The following is a 21,475-nucleotide window of genomic DNA, read 5'->3' as shown; positions in this document are numbered from 1 at the left end:
GGGGGAGACGATGAGGCTGGCGACGGCATTCGCAGGCGCGCTGATGGGGCTCGGCGGTTTCCTCGGCATCGGCGCGACAGTGGCCCTGGCGCAGGGCCAGCCGGTTCCGGAGATCAAGGTGCTGACCTGGCCGGCCGCCAAGTACCAGCACTATTTCGAGACCTCGAACTATGTCGCCGAGGGTTGGCGCAAGCTCGGCCTCAAGGTCACGCTCGACCCGCAGCCCTTTCCCAGCCCGATGCTGTCGAAATGGTTCAAGGAGCACGATTTCGACGTGGTGATGTCGGTGCTGTCAGGCTCGCCGCAGCGTTCGGAACCGGACTTCTTCACCAACGCCCAGTTCAATTCGCGCAACAGCGCGCCCGGCGATTCCAATGTCGGCTCGTTCTCCAGCCCGAAAGTCGACGAGCTCGGTGCCAGGCAGCTCGCGCTCTACGACGCGCAGGAGCGCCGCAAGGTAATCTACGAGCTGCAGCGCGTGCTGGCGGACGAGCAGCCCGAAGCGGTCCTCGCCTATGTGGTCAACACCTTCGCGATGAACACGGCCAAGGTCGAGATCCCCGGCTACGAGGACACCTCCGACGGGCCGCGCTCGCTTTGGAACATGCTGCGCCTGACCTCCAAGGCTGGCACGGCAGTCAAGATCGGCCGGACGATCGACCAGGGCACCTTCAACCCGCTGGCGGCGACGATCGTCGAGGACTTCAACACGCTGAGCCTCGTCTACGACAAGCTCGTAGAGCTCGGCGCCGACGGCTCGCCGCGCATGTGGCTGGCTGAAGCGCTCGAGGTGGTCGATCCGACCACCGTGGTGGTGAAACTCAGGCAGGGCCACAGCTTCAGCGACGGCAAGCCGGTCACCGCGGAGGATGTGAAGTTCTCCTTCGACTATCTGAAGCGCTGGGACGCCGCCTACTTCAAGAAATACCTGGAGAAGCTTGCTTCGGTCGAGATCGTCGATCCCACGACGGTCCGCTTCAAGCTGACCGAGGCCTATGCTCCCTTCATCATCAACACGCTCGGCCAGGTGCTGATCCTGCCCAAGCATGTCTGGGAGGGCGTGGTCGAGAAGACCGGCATCGCCAAGCCGCAGGACTTCCGCAACATGCCGCTTATCGGCAGCGGTCCCTATGTTCTGCGCTACTGGCGCGAAGGCCAGGAGATCTCACTGCAGCGCCGGCCAGACCATTTCGCCAAGCCGGCCTCCGATTTGCTCATCGTCGTCTTCGGCTCGGCCGAGCTTGTCGGCGCTTCGCTCAAGAAGGGCGACATCGACGTCTCCTTCCAGCCGATCGTGCCGACCGTGGTCAAGGAGTTCGCCGCCGAGAAGAATATCAAGCTGATCCAGGCGCGCTCGAACGGCCATATGTCGATGCGCTACAACACAGCGCGCCCGGCGCTTGCCAGCAAGGCGCTGCGTCAGGCCATGGCGCACGCCATCCCCTATGAAGCGATCATCGAGGAGATTCTTGGCGGCGATGCCGGCCGCAGCGCCACGCCGATCGTACCCGTCAACGCCTTCTGGCACGATGGCTCGATCCCGCTGCCGGCCTATGACATCGACAAGGCCAAGGCGATCCTGAAGGCCGCCGGCTTCAGCTGGGGGCCGGACGGCGTCTTGCGCGCTCCGGCCAAGTGACCGCTGCGCGAGCATTCCGTCGATGATCGAAGTCCGTGACCTGACCAAGCACTATGCTACGGCCGCCGGCCTGCGCTCGCTGCTGCCCGGCCGTCGCGGCGAGGTCACGCGGGCGGTCGAGGGCGTGAGCTTTACGATTGGCGCCGGTGAGGTACTCGGCCTCGTCGGCGAATCCGGCAGCGGCAAGTCGACTACCGGTCGCCTGCTGGTCGGACTGGAGACGCCAACCGCAGGCTCGGTGTCGATCGATGGCACGGACAGTGCCACCGCCCGTGCTCGTGACAGGAAGGCTTTCCACCGTCAGGTCCAGATGATCTTCCAGGACCCGTACGGCGCCCTCAACCCGCAGCATACCGTCGAGGATCTGGTCGGCCGCCCGCTGCTCTACCAGGGCGTCCGCGACCGCGCCGCCATCGCCACGAGTGTCCGCACCGTCCTCGCAGAGGTCGGCCTCAGCCCGCCGGAGAGCTATCTTAGCAAGCACCCGCACCAGCTCAGCGGCGGACAGCGCCAGCGCGTCTGCATCGCCCGCGCGATCATCCTCGAGCCGCGCTTCCTCGTCGCCGACGAGCCGGTCTCGATGCTCGACGTCTCGATCAAATGGGAGATCGTGCGCCTGCTCAAGCGCCTCGCCAGCGATCGCGGCATCGCCATGCTCTACATCACCCATGATCTCGCCACCGTCGGCGCGGTCTGCGACCGGCTGGCGATCATGTATCGCGGCCGCATCGTCGAGACCGGTCCGGTCGAAGAGGTGCTGGCGGCGCCGAGCGATCCCTATACGTGCGCCCTGATCGCCGCGATCCCCTCGGCCGATCCCGATGTCATCAGGGTCCCGCCTCCCGCCTTCGTGCAAGCGGCGGGCTGAACCATGACCGGCTATCTCCTGCGCCGCTTCTGGCACATGACCCTGACGCTGTTCGCCATGGCGACGCTGATGTTCTTCCTGTTCCGGCTATTGCCGGGCGATCCGACCGCGACGGTGATCAGCCCGTCGCTCTATCCCAAGGCGCAGGAGGCGATGCGCCAGCAATTCGGGCTCGATCGGCCGCTCTTCGAGCAGTACCTGCTCTATCTGCGCAATCTCTGCGTCCTCGATTTCGGCTTCTCGTTCCAGACCAACCGGCCGGTCTTCGAGATGATCCAGGGCCGGCTGCTCAACACGCTGCTGCTGATCCTGCCCTCGATGCTCGCCGCCTATCTGCTCGGCGCGGTCATCGGCGCCATCGCCGCCTGGAAGCGTGGTGGCGCCGCCGAGGTCAGCCTCGTCTTCACCGCGACCGCGCTACAATCGGCCCCGCTGTTCTGGCTCGGCATGCTCGCGATCCTGCTGTTCTCGATCAAGCTCGACCTCTTCCCGATCGGCCATATCGTCACGCCGGGGATGTTCCCCGAGCAGGATTGGCGGATGTATCTCTCCGCCGACTTCCTGCACCATCTGGCGCTGCCCTTCCTGGTCAACACGCTCTATCAGCTCTGCTTTCCGCTGCTGCTGATGCGCTCGACCATGCTCTCGACCATCGGCGAGGACTACATCGAGCTCGCCCGCATGAAGGGGCTGAGCGAGCGCCGCGTCCTCTTTGGCCATGCCGCCCGCAATGCGTTGCTGCCGTTGGCGACGACGCTGCCGATGATCCTCGGCTGGGCGGTGGCCGGTTCGGTGGTGATCGAGACGGTGTTCTCCTGGCCGGGACTGGGGCTTTTGATGATCGAGGCGATCAGCCGCGCCGATTATCCCGTCGCGCAGGCCGCCTTCCTGCTCATCGCGGTGTTGACCGTGTTCGGCACCTTCATCGCGGACCTGCTCTACGGTCTGCTCGATCCACGCATCGTCTACGCCTGATCATGCCGAGCATCATCCTCGACTTCTTCCGCGCGGTCTGGCGCGGCCCCTTCGGTCCCACCGGCCTGGTGATCCTCGGCCTCTGCCTCGCGCTCGCGATCCTGGGGCCGGCGATCGCGCCCTATGATCCGGTCGCCCGAAACTACGACGCCGCCGGCAAGCTACTGCGGCTTGCGCCGCCATCCTGGCAGCATTGGCTCGGCACGACCCTGCTCGGCCGCGACGTGCTCAGCCAGATGCTGGTCGGCGCCCGCCCGGCGCTGCTCGTCGGCGGGTTGACGGCGCTGGGCACAGTGCTGATCGGCGTCAATATCGGCCTGATCTCCGGCTATTTCGGCGGCCGGATCGACTCGTTCCTGATGCGGCTGACCGACATGTTCCTCGGCCTGCCGTTCCTGCCCTTCATCATCATCGTGCTCTCGCTCACCGGCCGCAGCCTGACCACGATGGTGATCGCCATGACGCTGGTGATGTGGCGCTCGACGGCGCGGGTGGTGCGCGCCCAGGTGCTGTCGCTGCGCGAGATGCCGTTCATCGCCGCCGCCCGAATCACCGGCGCCAGCGACCTTGCGATCATCTATCGCGAGATCGCGCCCAACATCATGCCGATCGCACTGGTCAGCGTCGCCTTCGCGCTGGCGTGGGCGATCATCACCGAGGCCAGCATCGGCTTCCTCGGCTTCGGCGACCCGTCGGTGGTGAGCTGGGGCTCGATCGTCTACGACGCCTACGCCTCGCAGATGATGTATCGCGCGCCCTGGTGGGTGGTGCCGCCGGGCATCGCGATCATGGTGCTGGTCTCGGCGGTCTATTTCGTCGGCCGCGCCTATGAGCAGGTCGTCAATCCACGCCTGAGGGCGGGTTGACGCCATGCCAGCGAACGAAACCCCTTCCTTGCTGTCGATCGCCGGTCTTTGCGCGAGCTACGGCACGCCGCGCGGTCCCGCCAACGCCCTTGCCGATATCGACCTCAATCTCGGCAAGGGTGAAAATCTCGGCCTGATCGGCGAGTCCGGCTGCGGCAAGAGCACCTTGCTCAAGGCTGTGATGGGCGTGATCCCGGGCAATGCCCGCATCGACGCCGGCAGCATCGCCTTCCAGGGGCGCGACCTCGTCACGGCCACTGCGGAACAGCGCCGCGCCGTGCGCTGGGCCGGTATCTCGATGGTCACGCAGAGCGCCCTCAATGCGCTAAACCCCGTCCTGCGCGTCGGCGACCAGATTGCCGAGGCGATCCTCGCTCATCGCGATGTCTCGCGTGCCGAAGCCTGGCGCCGCACTGAAGCGCTGCTGACCATGGTCGGCGTCGCGCCGGAGCGGGCGCGCGACTATCCGCATCAGTTCTCCGGCGGCATGCGTCAGCGCGCCATCATCGCCATGGCACTGGCGCTCGAGCCGCCGCTCGTCCTCGCCGATGAGCCGACGACCGCGCTCGACGTCGTCGTCCAGGACCAGATTTTCCGCAGCCTGCGCGAGCTCCAGCAGCGGCTCGGCTTCTCGCTGCTGCTGGTGACGCACGATCTCGCTCTGGTCGTCGAGAATTGCGACCGCGTCGCGGTGATGTATGCCGGCATGATCGTCGAAACCGGCCCGACGCGGGATGTCATCCGCAAACCGGCCCATCCCTATACGCTCGGCCTCAAGAACGCCCTGCCGCGGCTTGGTAGCCGCGACGAGCCGATCGCCATTCCCGGCAGCCCGCCCGACCTGACCGATCCGCCGCCGGGCTGCCGCTTCGCCGCGCGCTGCCCCTTCGCCTTGCCGTTGTGCCGGACCGAGCCGCCACCGCTCACGACCATCGAAGCGGACCGGCAGGTTCGCTGCCACCGCGCCAGCGAAATCGACGCGCTCGCCCCACTCGCAGCCTTGCCGGAGACCTGGGACGCGCTGCGCGAGGGGCTGCGATGATCTCCCCGGTCCCCGGCTGGCGAGCCGAGCTGGCAAGCTCGGAAATCAATCCAAACCTGACATGGAGATCGACGTGAACTACTTCGCCTATGCCAACCTTATGGACATCGACGTGATCCATGGCGTCGCCCCATCGGCGAAGGCGCTCAACGTCGCCTGCCTGAAGGACTACGAGCTGTCCTTCGGAACAACCACCGATGGCTCGTATAACGGCGCGCGGCTGATCCCTGCCAAGGGCGCCGAGACCTGGGGCGTTCACTACGAACTCTCCGAGAGCGATATGGCGGCGATGGACAAGTCGGCGGGCACCGAGCAGGGCCATTGGGCGCATAAATCTGTCGTGCTCCATACCGTCGACGGCCAGCTTGTGAACTCGACGACCTACGACATGCCCAATCCGTCGGGGCCGGCGGGAGCGCCGGCACATTATGCAGGACCTCTGCTCAAGGGCGCCCGCGCCAACAAGCTTCCGCCGGCCTATATCGAAAAGCTGGAGAGGTTGCTGAAGGGCGCGTGACGCGCTTGAACTGGTCAGCGCGAAAGCTTCGTTTCGTCGCTGGATGCGGCAAGGAGACAATCCTCCTGGCTGAACGCCCTACTATGGAAACCTTGCCTCCGGCTGGCCGGCTAGTCTCGCGCCTGCGGCGCGTCTGCCGTGCGGAGGCGGGGGTTCACGGTCATGGCAGAGGCGATCGAGCGCCGTTCCTTCCTCAAGATGTCGGCTGCGCTCGCGGCCGGCGCCGCCACCGGCTTCGCCTGCGTCGAGATCGCCAGCGCCGCGCCGATCGAAGTGCCCACCATCGACCGCCTGTCGATGCGTGTGCTGATCGATTCGGCCCATGACCAGTTCCTGAAGCCGAGCACGGTCCAGGGTGTGCAGCACCAGCCGCCGGGCTCGGGCCGCGGCGCCGATTATCGCCAGGTCCTGCACAATCAATGGGGCCTGTCGCTCTTCCTGGAATCGCAGCGCGCCGACGAGGCCCGCACCATCCTGCTCGACTTCGGCTACAGCCCGGATGCACTGCTGAACAATATCGGCATCCTCAAGGTCGATCCGACCAGGATCGACGCCCTGATCGTCAGTCACGGTCACCACGACCATTATGGCGGGCTGGGCGGTTTCCTCGCCAAATACCGCGACGCGCTCGCCCCGGACCTGAAGCTCTATGCTGGCGGCGAGGATAATTTCTGCCATCGCGTCAGCCCGAGCGGCGTCCAGGGCCAGTTCACCGATTTCGGCCAGCTCGACCGTCGCGAACTCACGGCGCGCAAGGTCGCGACCGTGCTCTGCGAGACGCCGACCGTCGTCGCCGGCCACGCCTTCACGACCGGGCAAATCAAGCGCCGTTCGATCGAGCGCATCCTGCCCAACACCTTCGTCGAGCGCGGCAGCAAGGACGGGCTCGGTTGCGATGCCAGCCATTACAGCCGGGCAGAGCTGCAGGGAAAGGTCATCCCGGACGAGCATGTCCATGAACACGCGACCTGCTTCAACATCCGCGGCAAGGGTCTGGTGGTGATCAGCTCCTGCGGCCATGTCGGCATCGTCAATTCGGTCCGGCAGGCGCAGGAGGTCTCGGGCGTCGAGAAGGTGCACGCCATCGTTGGCGGTTTCCACCTCGGCCCGGCGCCGAAGGATTATCTCCAGCAGGTTGTCGCGGAGGTCGGCAAGCTGAAGCCCGACGTGGTCATTCCGATGCACTGCTCCGGGCTCAACTTCGCGCTGGAGGCGCAGGCGCAGCTGCCTGAGAACGTCATCGTGCCGACGACCGGTAGCCGCCTGATCTTCTCGGCCTGAGCAATGCGCGCCCGTCAGCTGCGTATCACCAGCCTGCTTTGGCAAGCGGTGCTGGCCGCTGCGTTCACCCTGCTGTTCGTCACCATCTGGTCGGGCCTGCTGCGGGCCGAGGAGCCGCGTCGCCGCTCGGCCGCCGAGCTGATGGACATCATGATGTGGAATCGCGAGCCGGTCGGAGGCGCCTTCGCGCTGACGGACCATACCGGTCGGACCCGCCGCGACACGGATTTCCGCGGCAAGCTTCTGCTGGTCTATTTCGGCTTCAGCTACTGCCCGGATATCTGTCCGACCGATCTCCAGGAGATCACCCGCACGCTCGACCAGCTCGGCCCGGACGGCGAGGCGATCCAGCCGCTCTTCATCACGCTCGATCCCGAGCGGGACACGGCCGAGCATCTTTCGACCTATGTCTCGCTCTTCCACCCACGGCTGATCGGTCTGACCGGATCGGCCGAGGCGATCCGCCAGGCGGCCGACGCCTACAAGGTGTTCTACGACAAGGTCGAAACCGGCAAGGACGACTACACGGTCGACCATTCGGCCTATGTCTATGTGATGGATCGCGCCGGCCAGTATCTCGGCTTCTTCCCGCCGAACACGCCGGCCGAGCGCATGCTCACCATCATCCGCCCTCATCTCCAGGCGAAATGAGGGGTGTCCCCGCATGAGAGTAAAACGCCTGCCCGAGCAAATTGAAAAAGGTTGTTCTGCCAGCAAAGGGCGTAACTTTGAAAAGCCGTTTTATTGACGGCGTGGGCCGCGTGGAAGATCATTCATGACATCAGAGGCGATGCCACCGCCGATGTCGCGGGATTTGCTGGAGCAGCTTGCGCCGCGTCAACAACGCTAAAAGCACCACGATGAAATCGTGGGCTCCGAGTGCGGAGACACGTGAATGAAGTTTAGAATTACTTCGGACCCTGAGCCTCTCGCGGCTCTGTTGCGATGTTCCTGATCATTCGCCCCGCGGCCTGACCGCAGGACCCGTCGCTTTCCAGCAGTCTTCGCGTGCCGGCTTGGCCGGCAGGAGCGTCGTCGCCTGACGACGTGCGTTGCGCTGCGTCCTTTTTCAGCCGAGGCCCTCATGACCGTTGTCTCGCTCGTCAACCCCGGATCAGCAACTCCCCGCCCGCTCGGCCGATCGCCAACGGTGCAAGCCGAGGCGCCGAGCTTCCGGTCGGCGCTGCGGCATCTCGCCGGCGGTGTCAGCGTCATCACGGCCGGGCAGGGCGAGGATCGCACCGGCCTCACCGTGACCTCGCTGTCCTCGCTCTCCGCCGACCCTCCGACAGTGATGTTCGGGGTCAATCTGACGTCATCGAGCTTTCCGGTGCTCGCCCGTTATCGCAGCTTCGGCGTCAACGTCCTCAACGCCACGCAAAAGCAGATCGCCGACCGCTTCGCCGGCCGTGCCGGCGAGAAGGGCGAAGCGCGCTATGCCGGCGCGAGCTGGACGGAAGGGCTCACCGGCGCGCCACTGCTCGAAGGCGCACTGGCTGTACTCGACTGCGAGGTCGAGGAGCTGATCGAGCGGCATTCGCACGCCATCGTCATTGGCCGCGTGCGCGAGGTCAGGCTCGGCGGCGAGGACGCGGCGCTCCTCTACTGGCGCGGCGATTACGAACGTCTCGGCTGGATGGCCGAGGAAGCGCGCACCGCCCTCGGCCTGCGCAGCATCTGACTGTTCGCGAGATATCCCATGGCCTACGCCCTCAGCCTGCTCGACAAGAGCCCGATCCTCGATGGCGAGAGCGCTGTCGACGCCTTGCAGCGCACGATCGCGCTGGCACAGGCCGCCGAACGGCTCGGCTATCGCCGCTTCTGGCTTGCCGAGCATCACGGCTTTCCCGGCCTCGCCAGCTCGGCGCCCGAGGTGCTGGTCGCACATCTGATCGCCCGGACCCGGCGCATCCGCATCGGCTCCGGCGGCGTGCTGCTGCAGCACTACAGCCCCTACAAGGTCGCCGAGACCTTCAACCTGCTTTCGGCGCTGGCGCCGGGCCGCATCGATCTCGGCATCGGCAAGGCGCCGGGCGGCCTGCCGCTTTCGACTCGTGCCCTGCGGGTCCAGCACGATCCGGAGCGCGCCCGCTCCTTCGAGGCGCTGCTGGCCGAGCTCGATGGCTTCCTCGCTGGAGTGCTCGACGCGAACGATCCGCTCGCCGGCGCGCAGGCCCTGCCGAAGCCGCCCGCCCCGGCCGAGCGCTTCCTGCTTGGCGCCAGTCCGGACAGCGCGACGCTCGCGGCCGAACACGGCTGGCGCTTTGTCTTCGCCGGTCAGCTGAACGGCGATCCAAAGGCGCTGGAAGCGGCCATCGACGCCTATGCCAAGGCCGGCGCCACCGAACCGCCGCTGCTCGGGCTGGCGGCGCTCGCCGCCGCGACGGCGGAGGAGGCGCGGGCGCTGACCGAGCCTTTGCGCGTGGTCCGGCTGACGCTCGACAATGGCCAGAGCGTCAATCTCGGCAGCGAGGACCAGGCCGCCGAGTTCGCCCGCCAGGCCGGAGCGGCGTCCTACACCACCAAGATCCGTCGCCCGAGCATCCTCGCCGGCACCGCTGAGGATGTGCGGCGCGAGCTCGATGCGCTCTCGGCCCGCTTCGGCATCGCCGAATTCGTCATCGACACGCCCGCAGCCGCGACGGCGCAACGCCTCGCCTCGATCACACTGCTGGCCGGCGACGCGCCGGCCCTGGCCGCCTGAGACGACAGGAGAACCCGATGAGCAAGACCCGTCTCACCTTCGGCCTGATGCTGCAGGGCCCCGGCAGCCACATGAACGCCTGGCGCCATCCCAGCAATCCGCCCGATGCCAGCGTCAATCTCGACTTCTTCATCCGCAATGCCCGCAAGGCCGAGGAGAACGGCATCGCCTTCGCCTTCGTCGCCGACGGGCTCTACATCAACGAGAAATCGATCCCGCATTTCCTCAACCGCTTCGAGCCGCTGACCATCCTCTCGGCGTTGGCGACGACGACCTCGAAGCTCGGCCTCGTCGGCACGGTCTCGACCTCCTATAGTGATCCCTTCACCATCGCCCGGCAATTCGCCTCGCTCGACCTGATCTCGGGCGGCCGCGCGGGTTGGAATGCGGTGACTTCGCCGCTGGAAGGCTCCGGCCGCAACTACGGCCGCCCGCATCCTGAGCATTCGCTGCGTTACGAGATCGCGCACGAATATCTCGAACTCGCCAAGGGCCTCTGGGATTCCTGGGACGACGACGCCTTTGTCCGCGACCGCGAGAACGGCCGCTTCTTCGACCGCGAGAAGCTGCACACGCTCGGCCATAAGGGCCGCTTCTTCCAGGTCGAGGGCCCGCTCAACATCCAGCGCTCGCCGCAGGGCCAGCCGGTGCTGTTCCAGGCCGGCGCCTCCGATGCCGGTATCGGCCTCGCCGGTCGCCATGCCGATGCGGTCTTCGCCAACCATGTCTCGCTGGAGGAGGGCCAGGCCTTCTACCGCAGCATCAAGACCAGCGCGGTCGCGCAGGGGCGGCTGGCGGATGAGATCAAGATATTCCCGAGTGCCGGCCCGATCGTCGGCCGCACTCGCCAGGAGGCCGAGGACAAGTACCAGGCAATCCGCGCGCTCGTCTCGATCGACGACGCGCTCGCCTATCTCGGCCGCTACTTCGACCATCACGATTTCAGCGCCTATCCGCTCGATGCGCCTTTCCCGGAACTCGGCGAGATCGGCAAGAACAGCTTCCGCTCGACCACCGACCGCATCAAGCGCACCGCTGCCTTGAAGCGCCAGAGCCTGCGCGAGGCGGCGCTCGAAGCCGCGACCCCGCGCGCCGACCTGATCGGCTCGGCCGAAGAGATCGCGGATATCCTGATCGAACGCGTCGAGAAGCAGGCGGCCGACGGCTTCATCTTGGGCTTCCCGGTGATCGGGCAGGGCCTCGACGATTTCGTCGAACTCGTCATCCCGGTGCTGGAGGCGCGCGGTGTCTATGACCGCAACCTGACGGGCGCAACGCTGCGCGACCATCTCGGCCTGTCGCGCCGCGAGAGCCGCTATGCCCGTCCCGCCCCGGCATCCGTGCCGCGCAAGGTCGGCTGAGCCGATCGCATGACCGTCCACGCTCCCATTGCCAGCACTGGCATCGATCCCGGCATCGCGGCCTCGGTTGAGGAGTTCATCGCGCTGCGGCGTGATCTGCACCGGCATCCCGAACTCGCTTTCCGAGAGACGCGCACCAGCGCGATCGTCGCCAAGCGACTGGAAAGCTATGGCTATGAGGTCACGACGGGGCTCGCCGGCACCGGTGTCATCGGGCAATTGCGCAAGGGCGACGGCTCGCGCCGCCTCGGCCTGCGTGCCGACATGGACGCGCTGCCGATCGCCGAGCAGACCAATCTCCCTTACGCCAGCGAAACCGCCGGTGTCATGCATGCCTGCGGCCATGACGGCCACACAACGATCCTGCTGGCGGCGGCCAAGCGCCTGGCCGAGCGCGATTTCTACGGCACGCTCACTTTGATCTTCCAGCCGGCCGAGGAGATCGGCGCCGGTGCCCGCAGGCTTCTCTCGGAAGGTTTGTTCGAGCGCTTCCCCTGCGACGCCATCTTCGGCTTGCACAACTGGCCGGGTGTACCGTCCGGCCAGTTCGGCTTCGTCGAAGGGCCGGCAATGGCGGCGGTCGACCAGGCCCTGATCCGCATTGTTGGCAAGGGCGGGCACGGCGCCTCGCCGCATGAGACGGTCGATCCCGTCATCGCCGCGTCCAGCCTCGTGCTGGCGCTGCAGAGCATCGTCTCGCGCAATGTCGACCCGCGGCAAGCGGCCGTCGTCACCGTCGGCTCGATCCATGGCGGCGAAGCCTCGAACGTCATCCCCGATGCGGTCGAGCTGAAGCTGACTATCCGCAGCTTCGATCCGGTCGTGCGCGCGCAGCTGGAAGAGCGCATCCTGGCGTTGGCGCGGGCTCAGGCCGGGAGCTTCGGTGCGAAAGCCGAGATCACCTATCGCCGCGGCTTCCCGCCGCTGACCAACCATGTCGTGGAAACACAGCTCGCCCGCGAGGTCGCACTCGCCGCCTTCGGCGCGGGGAAAGTCGAGCAGGATTTCAAGCCGCGCATGGCGAGCGAGGATTTCGCCTTCCTGCTCGAAGCCTGTCCCGGCAGCTATTTCTTCGTCGGCAATGGCGACAGCGCCCCGCTGCACAGCCCCGCCTACGACTTCGACGACGCCATCATCGCCCCGGCGGCGAGCTTCTGGGTTCGCCTCGCCCGCACCTTCCTCGTCTAGATCCTGCAACGGAGAGGCCCAGCCGCCATGTCCGACCAGTTCCTCTACACCACCCCGCTCGATCCGCTCGCAGAACCCCTGGTCGAGCAGCTAACCTGGGAATACGCCACGCGCTACGGCACTTATTTCGGCGAGGCGCCGGGCGCCGAGATGAGCCGCTACCCGGCCTCGCTGTTCGCGCCGCCCGAGGGCAACTTCGTGCTGCTGCTGCGCGACGGGCGCGCCATCGCCGGCGGCGCCTTCAAGCGCTATGACGCGCAGACCGCCGAGCTGAAGCGGATGTGGACCGATACTGCCTTCCGCCGCCAGGGATTGGCCCGCCGCGTCGTCGAGGAACTCGAGGCACAGGCCGCGCGCCAAGGCTACGGCAAGATATTCCTGACCACCGGCTTTCGCCAGCCGGAGGCGAGGGAGCTCTACCTCAACACCGGCTACACGCCGCTCTTCGACCCCGCGGTCGATCCCGAAATCTACAAGAAGCTCGCCTTCGAGAAAGACCTGGCCGTTGCGGCCCATCTGCCGCGCCAACCGGATTTGGCCACCCTGCTCAGCAGCGCCTGACCGCGCCGCTCGCCCCAGCAAACAGAAAACGAGTTCCAGCCATGACCCTCGCCAGCGATTTCGCGGGCCTGCCGACGCACGCCGCCAGCACCCTGCCGGCCCGCGATTTCAGCCGCTACCGGATCGTGCCGGCGCGCTATCCGGCGCGCACGATCGGTACGGTTTTCGCGGTCGTCGTCATCGTCGCAGTCGCGAACTCGGTGCTCTCCAACCCGCGCTGGGGCTGGGACGTCTTCGCCGAGTGGTTCTTCGCCGAGCCGGTGCTGGCGGGCTTGGCGCGAACGCTGCTGCTGACCTTGCTCGGTAGCGTTCTCGGCTTCCTGCTCGGCACTGGTCTGGCGCTGGCGCGGGTCTCCGGTTCGCCGCTGCTGGCCTCCTTGTCCTGGGCCTATGTCTGGTTGTTCCGCTCGATTCCGCTGATCGTGCTGCTGCTGGTCCTCAACAATCTCGGCTACCTCTACTCCACGGTCTGGCTTGGCGTTCCTTTCACCGACATCACCTTCGCCTCCTGGTCGACGACGCAGCTGATCACGCCGTTCTTCGCCGCGGTGCTCGGGCTGACGCTGAATGCCGGCGCCTTCTCCTCCGAGATCGTGCGCGGCGGCATCCTCTCGGTCGATCAGGGACAGCATGAGGCGGCGGCCGCGCTCGGCCTGCCGCGGCACCGACAATTCTCGCGGATCGTGCTGCCGCAGGCGATGCGCACCATCCTGCCGAACGGCTTCAACGAGATCATCTTGCTGGCGAAGGGCACCAGCCAAGTCTACATCCTGGCGCTGCCCGAGCTGTTCTACACCATCCAGATCATCTATCGGCGCAATCTCGAGGTGATCCCGCTGCTGATGGTGGCGACGGTCTGGTACCTCGTCATCCTGAGCGTGCTGTCCTTCGTCCAGCACCATATCGAGCGCTATTATTCGCGCGGCGCGCTGCGCAATCCGCCGCCCTCGCTGATCGGTCTGGCGCTGGCACGCTTCGGCCGTTCGCGTGACGCCGCAGCGACGCGGCGTGCCGATGTCGCGCTGGCCCAGGCCAGTTCATCAGCCGCAGTGGTTCCTTCGTTGGCGAGCTTGCGGCGCAGCGGCGGCGAGATCCGCATCAGCAATGTCTCGAAGAGCTTCGGCCCGCTCAAGGTGCTCGATGATGTCAGCCTGGCGCTGCGGCCGGGCAGCGTCACCGCGATCATCGGCCAGTCCGGCTCCGGCAAGTCGACGCTGCTGCGCTCGATCAACCATCTCGAGCGCGTCGACGCTGGCTTCATCGCCATCGATGGCGAGCTCATCGGCTATCGCCAGGATGGCGACACGCTCTACGAACTCAAGGAACGCGAGATCCTGAAGCGCCGTGTCGATGTCGGCATGGTCTTCCAGAGCTTCAATCTGTTCCCGCATCTCACTGCGATCGAGAACGTTATCGAGGCGCCGCTTGCGGTACGTGGCGTCAGCCGTGAGCAGGCGCTGGCCGAGGCGCGCGAACTGCTCGCCCGCGTCGGTCTCGCCGACAAGGTCGACGCCTATCCGCGCCAGCTCTCCGGCGGCCAGCAGCAGCGCGTCGCCATCGCCCGGGCGCTCGCCCTGAAGCCCAAGGTCCTGCTCTTCGATGAGCCGACCTCGGCGCTCGACCCCGAACTCGTCAACGAGGTGCTCGACGTCATCAAGGAGCTCGCCCGCTCCGGCACGACGCTGGTCATCGTCACCCACGAGATCGGCTTTGCCCGCGAAGTCGCCGACGAGGTCGTCTTCATGGAAGCCGGCCGCATCCTCGAAGTCGGCCCGCCGGCCCGCGTCCTCGGCGAGCCCGATCATCCCCGCACCCGCGAATTCCTTGCCAAGGTTCTCTGACAGTCATTTCCAAGGAGCAAACCATGATCACCAGACGCAACACACTCGCTCTGCTCGGCGCCGCCTCGGCCGGGGCTCTGCTTCCTTCGCTCGGCCTCGCGCAGCAGCCGATCGACCTCTCGCCCGAGCAGGCCGGCCGGCCGCGCGCCGGGCGCGACGAGGCGGCGATCAAGCTGATCGGCAAGGATGCCAAGTTCGTGAAGGAGGGCGTCTTCACCGTCGCCAACGCCACCGGTCGCCTGCCCTTTGCCGGCTATATCGCCGATGCCAAGACCATCGTCGGCTCCGAGCCCGACATCGCCTACCTCGTCGCCGATGCGCTCGGCCGCAAGCTCGAGATCGTTCCGGTCTCCTGGGCCGACTGGCCGCTCGGCGTCGTCTCCGGCAAATACGATGCGGCGATCTCGAACATCACCGTCACCGAGCAGCGCAAGGAGAAGTTCGACTTCTCGACCTATCGCAAGGACCTGCTCGGCTTCTATGTGAAGAAGGACAACGAGATCCAGATCCGCGAGCCGCGCGACGTTGCCGGCCTCAAGATCATCGTCGGCTCCGGCACCAATCAGGAGCAGATCCTGCTGCGCTGGAACGAGCAGAACGTGAAGGACGGGCTGAAGCCGGCTGAGGTCCAGTACTATGACGACGATGTCGTGCTCTATCTTGCGCTCGAGACCGGCCGCGCCGACGCCTATCTCGGCCCGAACGCCCTTTTGAGCTTCAAGGCGGCGCAGGAAAGCAAGACCCGCCTCGCCGGTAATTTCAGCGGCGGCTGGCCCCTGCTGGCCGAGATCGCGGTGACGACCCGCAAGGGCGCCGGCCTCGCCGAGGCGATCACCCACGCGGTCAATACCCAGATCGGCAATGGCAACTACGCCAAGGCGCTGGGACGCTGGAACCTCGCGGCCGAGGCGATCGAGCAGTCGCGCACCAACCCGCCCGGCCTGCCGGCCAAGTGAACGCAGCGGGCGCCGCCGCGACCGGCCGCGGCGCTCACCTCATCGAGAAAGACGAAAAGACAATGATGTTGCGAGCGCGCGCCATGCTGGCCCTTCTCCTCGGTGGCCTGGCCATCTTCGGCCTGGCGCAGGGCCCGGCCGCGGCTCAGGCACTCTTCGACCTCGGGCCGGAGCAGCTGGGCCGGATCAGGGCCGAGCAGCAGCCAGCGGCGATCGCCGCTATTCCGAAAAGCTTCAAACTCGCCGCGCCCGGCGTGCTCACCGTGGCGGTGAGCCCCGGCGGGCCGCCGCTCGCGACTTATGCGACGGACGCCAAGACCGTGGTCGGCGCCGATGCCGATTTCGCCCAGCTGATCGCCGACAGCCTCGGGCTCAGGCTCGACCTGCAGCCGATCGCCTGGGCCGACTGGCCGCTTGGCCTTGCCTCCGGGAAATACGACGCGGTCATCTCCAATGTCGGTGTCACCGAGCAGCGCAAGGAGAAGTTCGATTTCTCGACCTATCGCAAGGGCCTGCACGGCTTCTTCGTCAGGGCCGACAGCCCCGTTACCGAGATCAAGGAGCCGAAGGATGCGGCCGGGCTCAAGGTCAGCGTCGGCGGCGGTACCAACCAGGAGCGCATCCTGGTCGAATGGAGCAAGCAGAACGTCGCCGCGGGCCTGAAGCCGATCGATCTTCTGCTTTTCGACGACGAGGCCGGGCGGCTGGTGGCGCTGCGCTCGGGCCGGGTCGACGTCATCGTCCAGCCGCATGCGCAGCTCGTCTTCATCGCGGCGCGCGACAGGGACATCAAGCGCGTCGGTACGCTCAGCGCCGGCTGGCCCCTGAAGTCGGATGTCGCGATCACCACGCGCAAGGGCAGCGGCCTGGTCGATGCGCTTACCGTCGCGACCAACGGGCTGATCGCCAACGGCAAGTTCCGGGAATCGCTGGCGCGCTGGAGCCTGGAGGAGGAGGCGCTCGACCGCTCCGAGACCAATCCGCCCGGCCTGCCGAAATACTGAAAGCTGCCATGTCTTCGCTCGCCATCCGGCATCTCGCCTTTCTGACACCCGGCAACTACGACGACGCCGATCCGCGCGCCGGGCTCGAGGAGACGCTTTCGCTCTTCGAATATGGCGAGGCGCTCGGCTTCGACAGCGCCTGGGTGCGTCAGCGTCATCTCGAGCCCGGCGTATCCTCCGCCGCGACCTTCCTCGCCGCAGCATCCCAGCGCACCAGCCGGATCGGGCTCGGCACCGCCGTCATCCAGATCGGCTACGAGAACCCGTTCCGACTGGCGGAGGACCTTTCGCTGGTCGACGTCCTCTCCGGCGGACGGCTCAATGTCGGCCTGAGCGCCGGCCCACCGCCGTTCGGCAAGCTCCTGGGCGAGCGCTTCTTCGACGCGGACCCGGCCGCTTACGATTTCTCGCATGCGCGCGTCGCCCGGCTCGCCGCCAATCTCGACGGCGAATGGCTCGGTGACGCCGACAGCCGTATCACCTCCGCCGCCGGCGAGCATCGCCCGCGCCTGCGCCCGCATGCACCGGGCTTGCGCCAGCGGCTCTGGTATGGCGGCGGCTCGCTGCGCTCGGCCCGCTGGGCGGCGGAGAACGGCTTCCATCTGCTCGTCGGCAATATCAACACCGGCGAGGAGACCGACGAGTTCTTCGTGGCGCAGCGCCGCCATATCGAGAGCTTCCGCAGCCATTGGCGCGGCGAGGGCGAGCCCAGGGTCGCGGTCGGCCGGGTGCTCGTGCCGCTCGACAGTGCCGATGGCGCCACGCGCCGGCGCTATCGCGACTACGCCGCCAGTCGTCATGCGCGCACCCTGCAGCCACAGGGCGAGCGCCGCACATTATTCGCCCCCGACCTCGTTGGCACGGCAGCCGAGATCGCCGAGCGCCTCGCAGGCGATCCTGTCCTGCCGCTGGTCGACACCTTGCGGCTGGAACTGCCCTACAATTTCTCCGGCGAGGACTACCGCCAGATCCTGTCGGACACCATCCAGCTCGTTGCACCCTTGCTCGGCCAGGCGATCGAGCCATCAGCGGCTTTCCGGGTAGCCGCCACGGTTGCCGGCTAAATATGCGCCGAGGCGCACGGAGCTGAGCCGGCGTCAGATGTCGAAGAACACCGTCTCGTCGTCCCCCTGGAGCTGGATATCGAAGACATAGGTGTCGCCACTGCGCGGCGCGATCAGCGTCGGCAGGCGGACCTTGTGCTCGATGCGGGCCAGCACCGGATCTTCGGCGTTGGCCACGTCCTCGTCGCCGAAATACATGCGCGTGTGCAGGCCGATATTGATGCCGCGCGCGACGATCCAGACGGTGAGATGCGGCGCCATCGGCCGCCCGTCGTTGAAGGGCACGCGGCCGGGCTTGATCGTCTCGAAGACGCATTCGCCGCTGACCATGTCGGTCGCGCGCCGGCCCCAGCCGGTGAAATGCGGATCGGCGGCGCCGCGCCGCTCGGTCGGCGAATTGTAGAGGCCGGCCGCATCGGCCTGCCAGATTTCGATCAGTGCGTCCTTGAGCGGCGTGCCGGCGCCGTCGATGACGCGCATCGTCACCGTGATCCGCTCGCCCTTGGTCTTGTCGCTGACCATGGCGGCGCCGAGATCATCAGGATAGACCCCGCCGATCTCGGCGAAGTTCGGGGTGAGGCCGATATGGACGTAAGGGCCCGCGGTCTGCGATGGGCTTTCCTTCAGGCGGTCGAGCTTCTGGGCCATCAATTGCCCTCCCGCCGGTTCTCGAACATCGTCGAGCGGCGCCCGCGCAGTACGATGTCGAACTTGTAGGCGCGCATGTCCATCGGCAGCGTCGCCTGCATGTCGAGCGCGGCGGTGAGCTGCTCGATCGCCTGCGGATCGTTGATCGTCTTCACGATCGGACATTTCCAGATCATCGGATCGCCCTCGAAATACATCTGCGTGATCAGCCGCTGGCCGAAGCCGTGGCCGAAGACCGAGAAATGGATATGGGCCGGCCGCCAGTCGTTTGGCCCGTTCGGCCAGGGATAGGGGCCGGGCTGGATCGTCCGGAAGCAATAGGAGCCGTCATCGCCGCTGATGGTACGGCCGCAGCCGCCGAAATTGGGATCGAGCGGCGCGAGATAGCTCTCCTTCTTGTGCCGGTAGCGCCCGCCGGCATTGGCCTGCCAGACCTCGACCAGCACGCCGGGGACGCCGACGCCGCGCTCGTCGAGCACCCTTCCATAGACCATGATGCGCGGACCGATGGCGCTCTCGCCGGGCTTGGCGAAGTTGACGATCATATCGTCGTCGAGCTCGCCCAGCATGTCATGGCCGAAGACCGGACCGGTGATCTCCGAGATCGTGCTGTTGAGCGAGAGCAGCGCCCGGCGCGGCGAGCGCAGCACCGAGGTCTTGTAGCCCGGCGTGAAGGCCGGCGGATGCCAGTCGCGGTCGCGCTGGAAGAAGGCGCCCGCCTCGGGCGGCCGGTTGGGAGCGACGATGTTGCTCATGACTTGGCTGCATCCATCTCGTCGAAGGTCTTCTTGGCGATCTTGATCGCATGGTTGGCCGCCGGCACGCCGGCATAGATCGCGACATGCAGCAGCGCCTCGCGGATATCCTCGCGCGTCGCCCCGGTATTGGTGGTGGCGCGTACATGCATCGCGACCTCGTCGTCCTGCCCGAGCGCTGCCAGGAGCGCGATGGTGATCAGCGAGCGCTCGCGCTTCGTGAGCTCGGGCCGCGACCAGACATGACCCCAGGCGGCCTCGGTGATCAGCTCCTGGAAGGGCAGGTCGAACTCGGTCTTGTTCGCTTCGGCACGGTCGACATGGGCATCGCCCAGCACCGCACGCCGCGTCGCCATGCCTTGCCGATAGCGGGGTGACTCCGGTTGCGTCATGTCCGCCCTCCGCTGTGGCCCATCATGAAATCGGCGATCAGTGCCGACAGCGCTTCCGGCTGTTCGACGCAAGGGATATGGCCGGCGCTGGCAATGATCTCGAAACGCGCGCCCGGAATGGCCACCGCGAGGCCCCGGACGAGCTCGGGCGGCGTCGAGCCGTCCTGATCGCCGACGACCACCAGGGTCGGCACGGCGATCGCCGGCGTTGCAGCCGAATAGTCGGCTTCGCGCAGAGCCGTGCAGGCCGCCGCATAACCCGCGGGCAATTGTCGGGAGAGCATCGCCGTGTAGCCAGTGAGCTCAGCGCTGCGGCGCTGGTGGAAGTCCGGCGTGAACCACTTCTCCATCACGCCGTCAGCGAAGCTGGCGATCCCGGTCGACAGTGTCGCCGCGATACGATCGTTCCACGACTGCGCCGTGCCGATTTTCGCCGCCGTATCACAGAAGATCAGCCTGTCGACGAGGTCGGGCCGCGTCTTATAGAGGCTTTGCGCGATCAGCCCGCCGATCGAGAGCCCGCACAGCGTCACCTGCGCGATGCCGAGATGGTCCAGTAGAGTTGCCAGGTCGGCTGCATAGGTTTCGATGCTGGCTGGCGCATCGCCGAGTTCGCTCAGGCCATGGCCGCGCTTGTCGTAGAACAGGAAACCGAACTCGCCGGCCAGCCTGTCAGCGACGTCCTGCCAGATGCGGAAATCCGTCCCGAGCGAGTTGATGAAGACCAGCACCGGCCGACCGGGCGCAGGCTCGTGGCGATAATGCAGGGAAACGCCGTTGATGCGTGCGAACACGATGCTGCCATCCTCCCGTTTTGCGAAAAATGACGCTTCAATTTGGTTATGTAAAATGATATTTATGGAGTTCGAAATAACCAATAGGTTATGGTTTGAGCCTGCCAATCAAGCTCCGCCATCTCGAAGCCTTTGTCGAGGTCGCGCGGCAGAGGAGCGTCCAGAAGGCGGCCGACGCGCTCCATGTCAGCCAGCCGGCGGTTACCAAGACGATGCGCGAGCTCGAGGAGAGCCTCGGCGTCGCCGTCTATGAGCGCGACGGGCGCGGTATCAGGCTGACCAATCACGGCGAGGTCTTCCTGCGCCATGCCGGGGCGGCGCTCGTCTCGGTCAGGCAGGGTCTGGACTCCGTCTCGGACGGGCGCGCCGGCGAGCACCAACCGATCCGCGTGGGCGCCTTGCCGACAGTGTCGTCGCTGATCATGCCGCGCGCCATCGAGCTCTTCCTGCAGGAGCAGCCGGAGCGGCGGGTCCGGATCGTCACCGGCGAGAACGCTGCGATCCTCGAACAGTTGCGCCAGGGCGAGCTCGATCTCGTGGTCGGGCGGCTGTCGGGGGCCGATTTGATGGTCGGCCTGTCCTTCGAGCATCTCTATTCCGAGGCCGTCCGTCTCGTCGTGCGCCCCGGACATCCTCTGTCGCGGATGTCAGGCTCTGTCCTGGAGCGGATCGCCGACTATCTCGTGCTGATGCCGCCGCCAGCCTCGATCATCCGGCCCTATGTCGACCGGCTGTTGCTCGCCAATGGCGTGCATGCCTTTCCCCGGCAGATCGAAACCGTGTCGGATGCGTTCGCGCGCGCCTTCCTGCGGACGAACGACGCGGTCTGGATCATCTCGGCCGGCGTCGTGGCCAACGACCTCGCCGATGGCACGCTTGTCTCACTGCCGGTCGATACGGCGCAGACGCTGGGGCCGGTTGGCCTGACGATGCGGGCCGATGGTCCCTTGCGCCCCGGGACCGAGCTTTTGGCGCGCGCGATCCGGGCGGCCTCGCGTCAGGGCGTGTGAAGCTTCGGA

General features: G+C 66.5%; 22 protein-coding genes. 18 read left to right on the top strand and 4 right to left on the bottom strand.

All coding sequences use genetic code 11. The annotated features are described in order from the left end of the window. Positions 1 to 10 precede the first annotated feature (10 nt). The 17 genes from ACSQ3M_RS11405 to ACSQ3M_RS11325 all read left to right on the top strand — a co-directional run bounded on the left by ACSQ3M_RS11405 (position 11) and on the right by ACSQ3M_RS11325 (position 17,867). Positions 11 to 1,639, top strand: coding sequence for an ABC transporter substrate-binding protein (locus tag ACSQ3M_RS11405; RefSeq protein WP_436150170.1), 1,629 nt, complete (start codon positions 11 to 13; stop codon positions 1,637 to 1,639). Positions 1,640 to 1,661: 22 nt separating this feature from the next. Next, a complete protein-coding gene (locus ACSQ3M_RS11400; RefSeq protein WP_436150169.1) occupies positions 1,662 to 2,507 on the top strand; it encodes an ATP-binding cassette domain-containing protein in 846 nt (281 codons plus the stop codon). Positions 2,508 to 2,510: 3 nt separating this feature from the next. Next, the gene (locus tag ACSQ3M_RS11395; RefSeq protein ID WP_436150168.1) at positions 2,511 to 3,482 is read left to right on the top strand and encodes an ABC transporter permease; all 972 of its coding nucleotides are present in this window, start codon (positions 2,511 to 2,513) and stop codon (positions 3,480 to 3,482) included. A 2-nt stretch (positions 3,483 to 3,484) separates the two neighbouring features. Then, entirely contained in the window at positions 3,485 to 4,348 is an 864-nt protein-coding gene (locus ACSQ3M_RS11390) for an ABC transporter permease (protein ID WP_436150167.1), read from the top strand. Positions 4,349 to 4,352: 4 nt separating this feature from the next. After that, complete coding sequence (locus ACSQ3M_RS11385; RefSeq protein WP_436150166.1) at positions 4,353 to 5,390, top strand: ABC transporter ATP-binding protein; 1,038 nt, start codon at positions 4,353 to 4,355, stop codon at positions 5,388 to 5,390. A gap of 73 nt (positions 5,391 to 5,463) precedes the next feature. Beyond that, positions 5,464 to 5,907, top strand: coding sequence for a gamma-glutamylcyclotransferase family protein (locus tag ACSQ3M_RS11380; RefSeq protein WP_436150165.1), 444 nt, complete (start codon positions 5,464 to 5,466; stop codon positions 5,905 to 5,907). Positions 5,908 to 6,069: 162 nt separating this feature from the next. Further along, positions 6,070 to 7,188: an MBL fold metallo-hydrolase gene (locus ACSQ3M_RS11375; protein ID WP_436150164.1), complete on the top strand. Its 1,119-nt coding sequence runs from the start codon at positions 6,070 to 6,072 to the stop codon at positions 7,186 to 7,188. Positions 7,189 to 7,191: 3 nt separating this feature from the next. Continuing rightward, complete coding sequence (locus ACSQ3M_RS11370) at positions 7,192 to 7,839, top strand: SCO family protein (protein WP_436150163.1); 648 nt, start codon at positions 7,192 to 7,194, stop codon at positions 7,837 to 7,839. A gap of 433 nt (positions 7,840 to 8,272) precedes the next feature. Next, the gene (locus ACSQ3M_RS11365; RefSeq protein WP_436150162.1) at positions 8,273 to 8,869 is read left to right on the top strand and encodes a flavin reductase family protein; all 597 of its coding nucleotides are present in this window, start codon (positions 8,273 to 8,275) and stop codon (positions 8,867 to 8,869) included. Positions 8,870 to 8,887: 18 nt separating this feature from the next. Next, the gene (locus ACSQ3M_RS11360; protein WP_436150161.1) at positions 8,888 to 9,892 is read left to right on the top strand and encodes an MsnO8 family LLM class oxidoreductase; all 1,005 of its coding nucleotides are present in this window, start codon (positions 8,888 to 8,890) and stop codon (positions 9,890 to 9,892) included. Between the two features lie 17 nt (positions 9,893 to 9,909). Then, positions 9,910 to 11,253, top strand: a complete 1,344-nt coding sequence (locus ACSQ3M_RS11355; RefSeq protein WP_436150160.1) for an LLM class flavin-dependent oxidoreductase — start codon at positions 9,910 to 9,912, stop codon at positions 11,251 to 11,253. Positions 11,254 to 11,262: 9 nt separating this feature from the next. Further along, positions 11,263 to 12,441 (top strand): M20 aminoacylase family protein, encoded by a 1,179-nt coding sequence (locus tag ACSQ3M_RS11350; protein WP_436150159.1) that lies wholly within the window; start codon positions 11,263 to 11,265, stop codon positions 12,439 to 12,441. Positions 12,442 to 12,468: 27 nt separating this feature from the next. Then, positions 12,469 to 13,002: a GNAT family N-acetyltransferase gene (locus tag ACSQ3M_RS11345; RefSeq protein WP_436150158.1), complete on the top strand. Its 534-nt coding sequence runs from the start codon at positions 12,469 to 12,471 to the stop codon at positions 13,000 to 13,002. Between the two features lie 41 nt (positions 13,003 to 13,043). Beyond that, a complete protein-coding gene (locus tag ACSQ3M_RS11340) occupies positions 13,044 to 14,843 on the top strand; it encodes an amino acid ABC transporter permease/ATP-binding protein (protein WP_436150157.1) in 1,800 nt (599 codons plus the stop codon). Positions 14,844 to 14,866: 23 nt separating this feature from the next. Next, on the top strand, positions 14,867 to 15,799 hold the full coding sequence (locus tag ACSQ3M_RS11335; protein ID WP_436150156.1) for an ABC transporter substrate-binding protein: 933 nt from the start codon (positions 14,867 to 14,869) through the stop codon (positions 15,797 to 15,799). A 65-nt stretch (positions 15,800 to 15,864) separates the two neighbouring features. After that, complete coding sequence (locus tag ACSQ3M_RS11330) at positions 15,865 to 16,803, top strand: ABC transporter substrate-binding protein (protein WP_436150307.1); 939 nt, start codon at positions 15,865 to 15,867, stop codon at positions 16,801 to 16,803. Between the two features lie 8 nt (positions 16,804 to 16,811). Then, entirely contained in the window at positions 16,812 to 17,867 is a 1,056-nt protein-coding gene (locus ACSQ3M_RS11325) for an LLM class flavin-dependent oxidoreductase (RefSeq protein WP_436150155.1), read from the top strand. Between the two features lie 33 nt (positions 17,868 to 17,900). On the opposite strand, the gene pcaG is transcribed toward ACSQ3M_RS11325, so the two are convergent. The 4 genes from pcaG to pcaD are packed head-to-tail and all read right to left on the bottom strand — an operon-like array spanning position 17,901 to position 20,459. After that, on the bottom strand, positions 17,901 to 18,515 hold the full coding sequence (gene pcaG, locus ACSQ3M_RS11320; RefSeq protein WP_436150154.1) for a protocatechuate 3,4-dioxygenase subunit alpha: 615 nt from the start codon (positions 18,513 to 18,515) through the stop codon (positions 17,901 to 17,903). After that, on the bottom strand, positions 18,515 to 19,270 hold the full coding sequence (pcaH, locus tag ACSQ3M_RS11315) for a protocatechuate 3,4-dioxygenase subunit beta (RefSeq protein WP_129156527.1): 756 nt from the start codon (positions 19,268 to 19,270) through the stop codon (positions 18,515 to 18,517). The genes pcaG and pcaH overlap by 1 nt, the downstream gene beginning before the upstream one ends. Next, positions 19,267 to 19,662 carry a 4-carboxymuconolactone decarboxylase gene (pcaC, locus tag ACSQ3M_RS11310; protein WP_436150153.1) on the bottom strand — a complete coding sequence of 132 codons (396 nt, stop codon included), beginning with the start codon at positions 19,660 to 19,662 and terminating at the stop codon, positions 19,267 to 19,269. The genes pcaH and pcaC overlap by 4 nt, the downstream gene beginning before the upstream one ends. Then, positions 19,659 to 20,459 (bottom strand): 3-oxoadipate enol-lactonase, encoded by an 801-nt coding sequence (gene pcaD, locus ACSQ3M_RS11305; RefSeq protein WP_436150306.1) that lies wholly within the window; start codon positions 20,457 to 20,459, stop codon positions 19,659 to 19,661. The genes pcaC and pcaD overlap by 4 nt, the downstream gene beginning before the upstream one ends. Before the next feature lie 92 nt (positions 20,460 to 20,551). On the opposite strand from pcaD, the gene pcaQ reads away from it, so the two are divergent. Next, complete coding sequence (gene pcaQ, locus ACSQ3M_RS11300; protein WP_436150152.1) at positions 20,552 to 21,466, top strand: pca operon transcription factor PcaQ; 915 nt, start codon at positions 20,552 to 20,554, stop codon at positions 21,464 to 21,466. Positions 21,467 to 21,475: the final 9 nt, after the last annotated feature.

Origin of the sequence: Allobosea sp. LjRoot90, assembly GCF_964254315.1 — a bacterium.
Lineage (GTDB): Bacteria > Pseudomonadota > Alphaproteobacteria > Rhizobiales > Beijerinckiaceae > Allobosea.
Note: the sequence above shows the minus strand (reverse complement) of the source record. Positions and strands in the feature narration are given on the sequence as shown.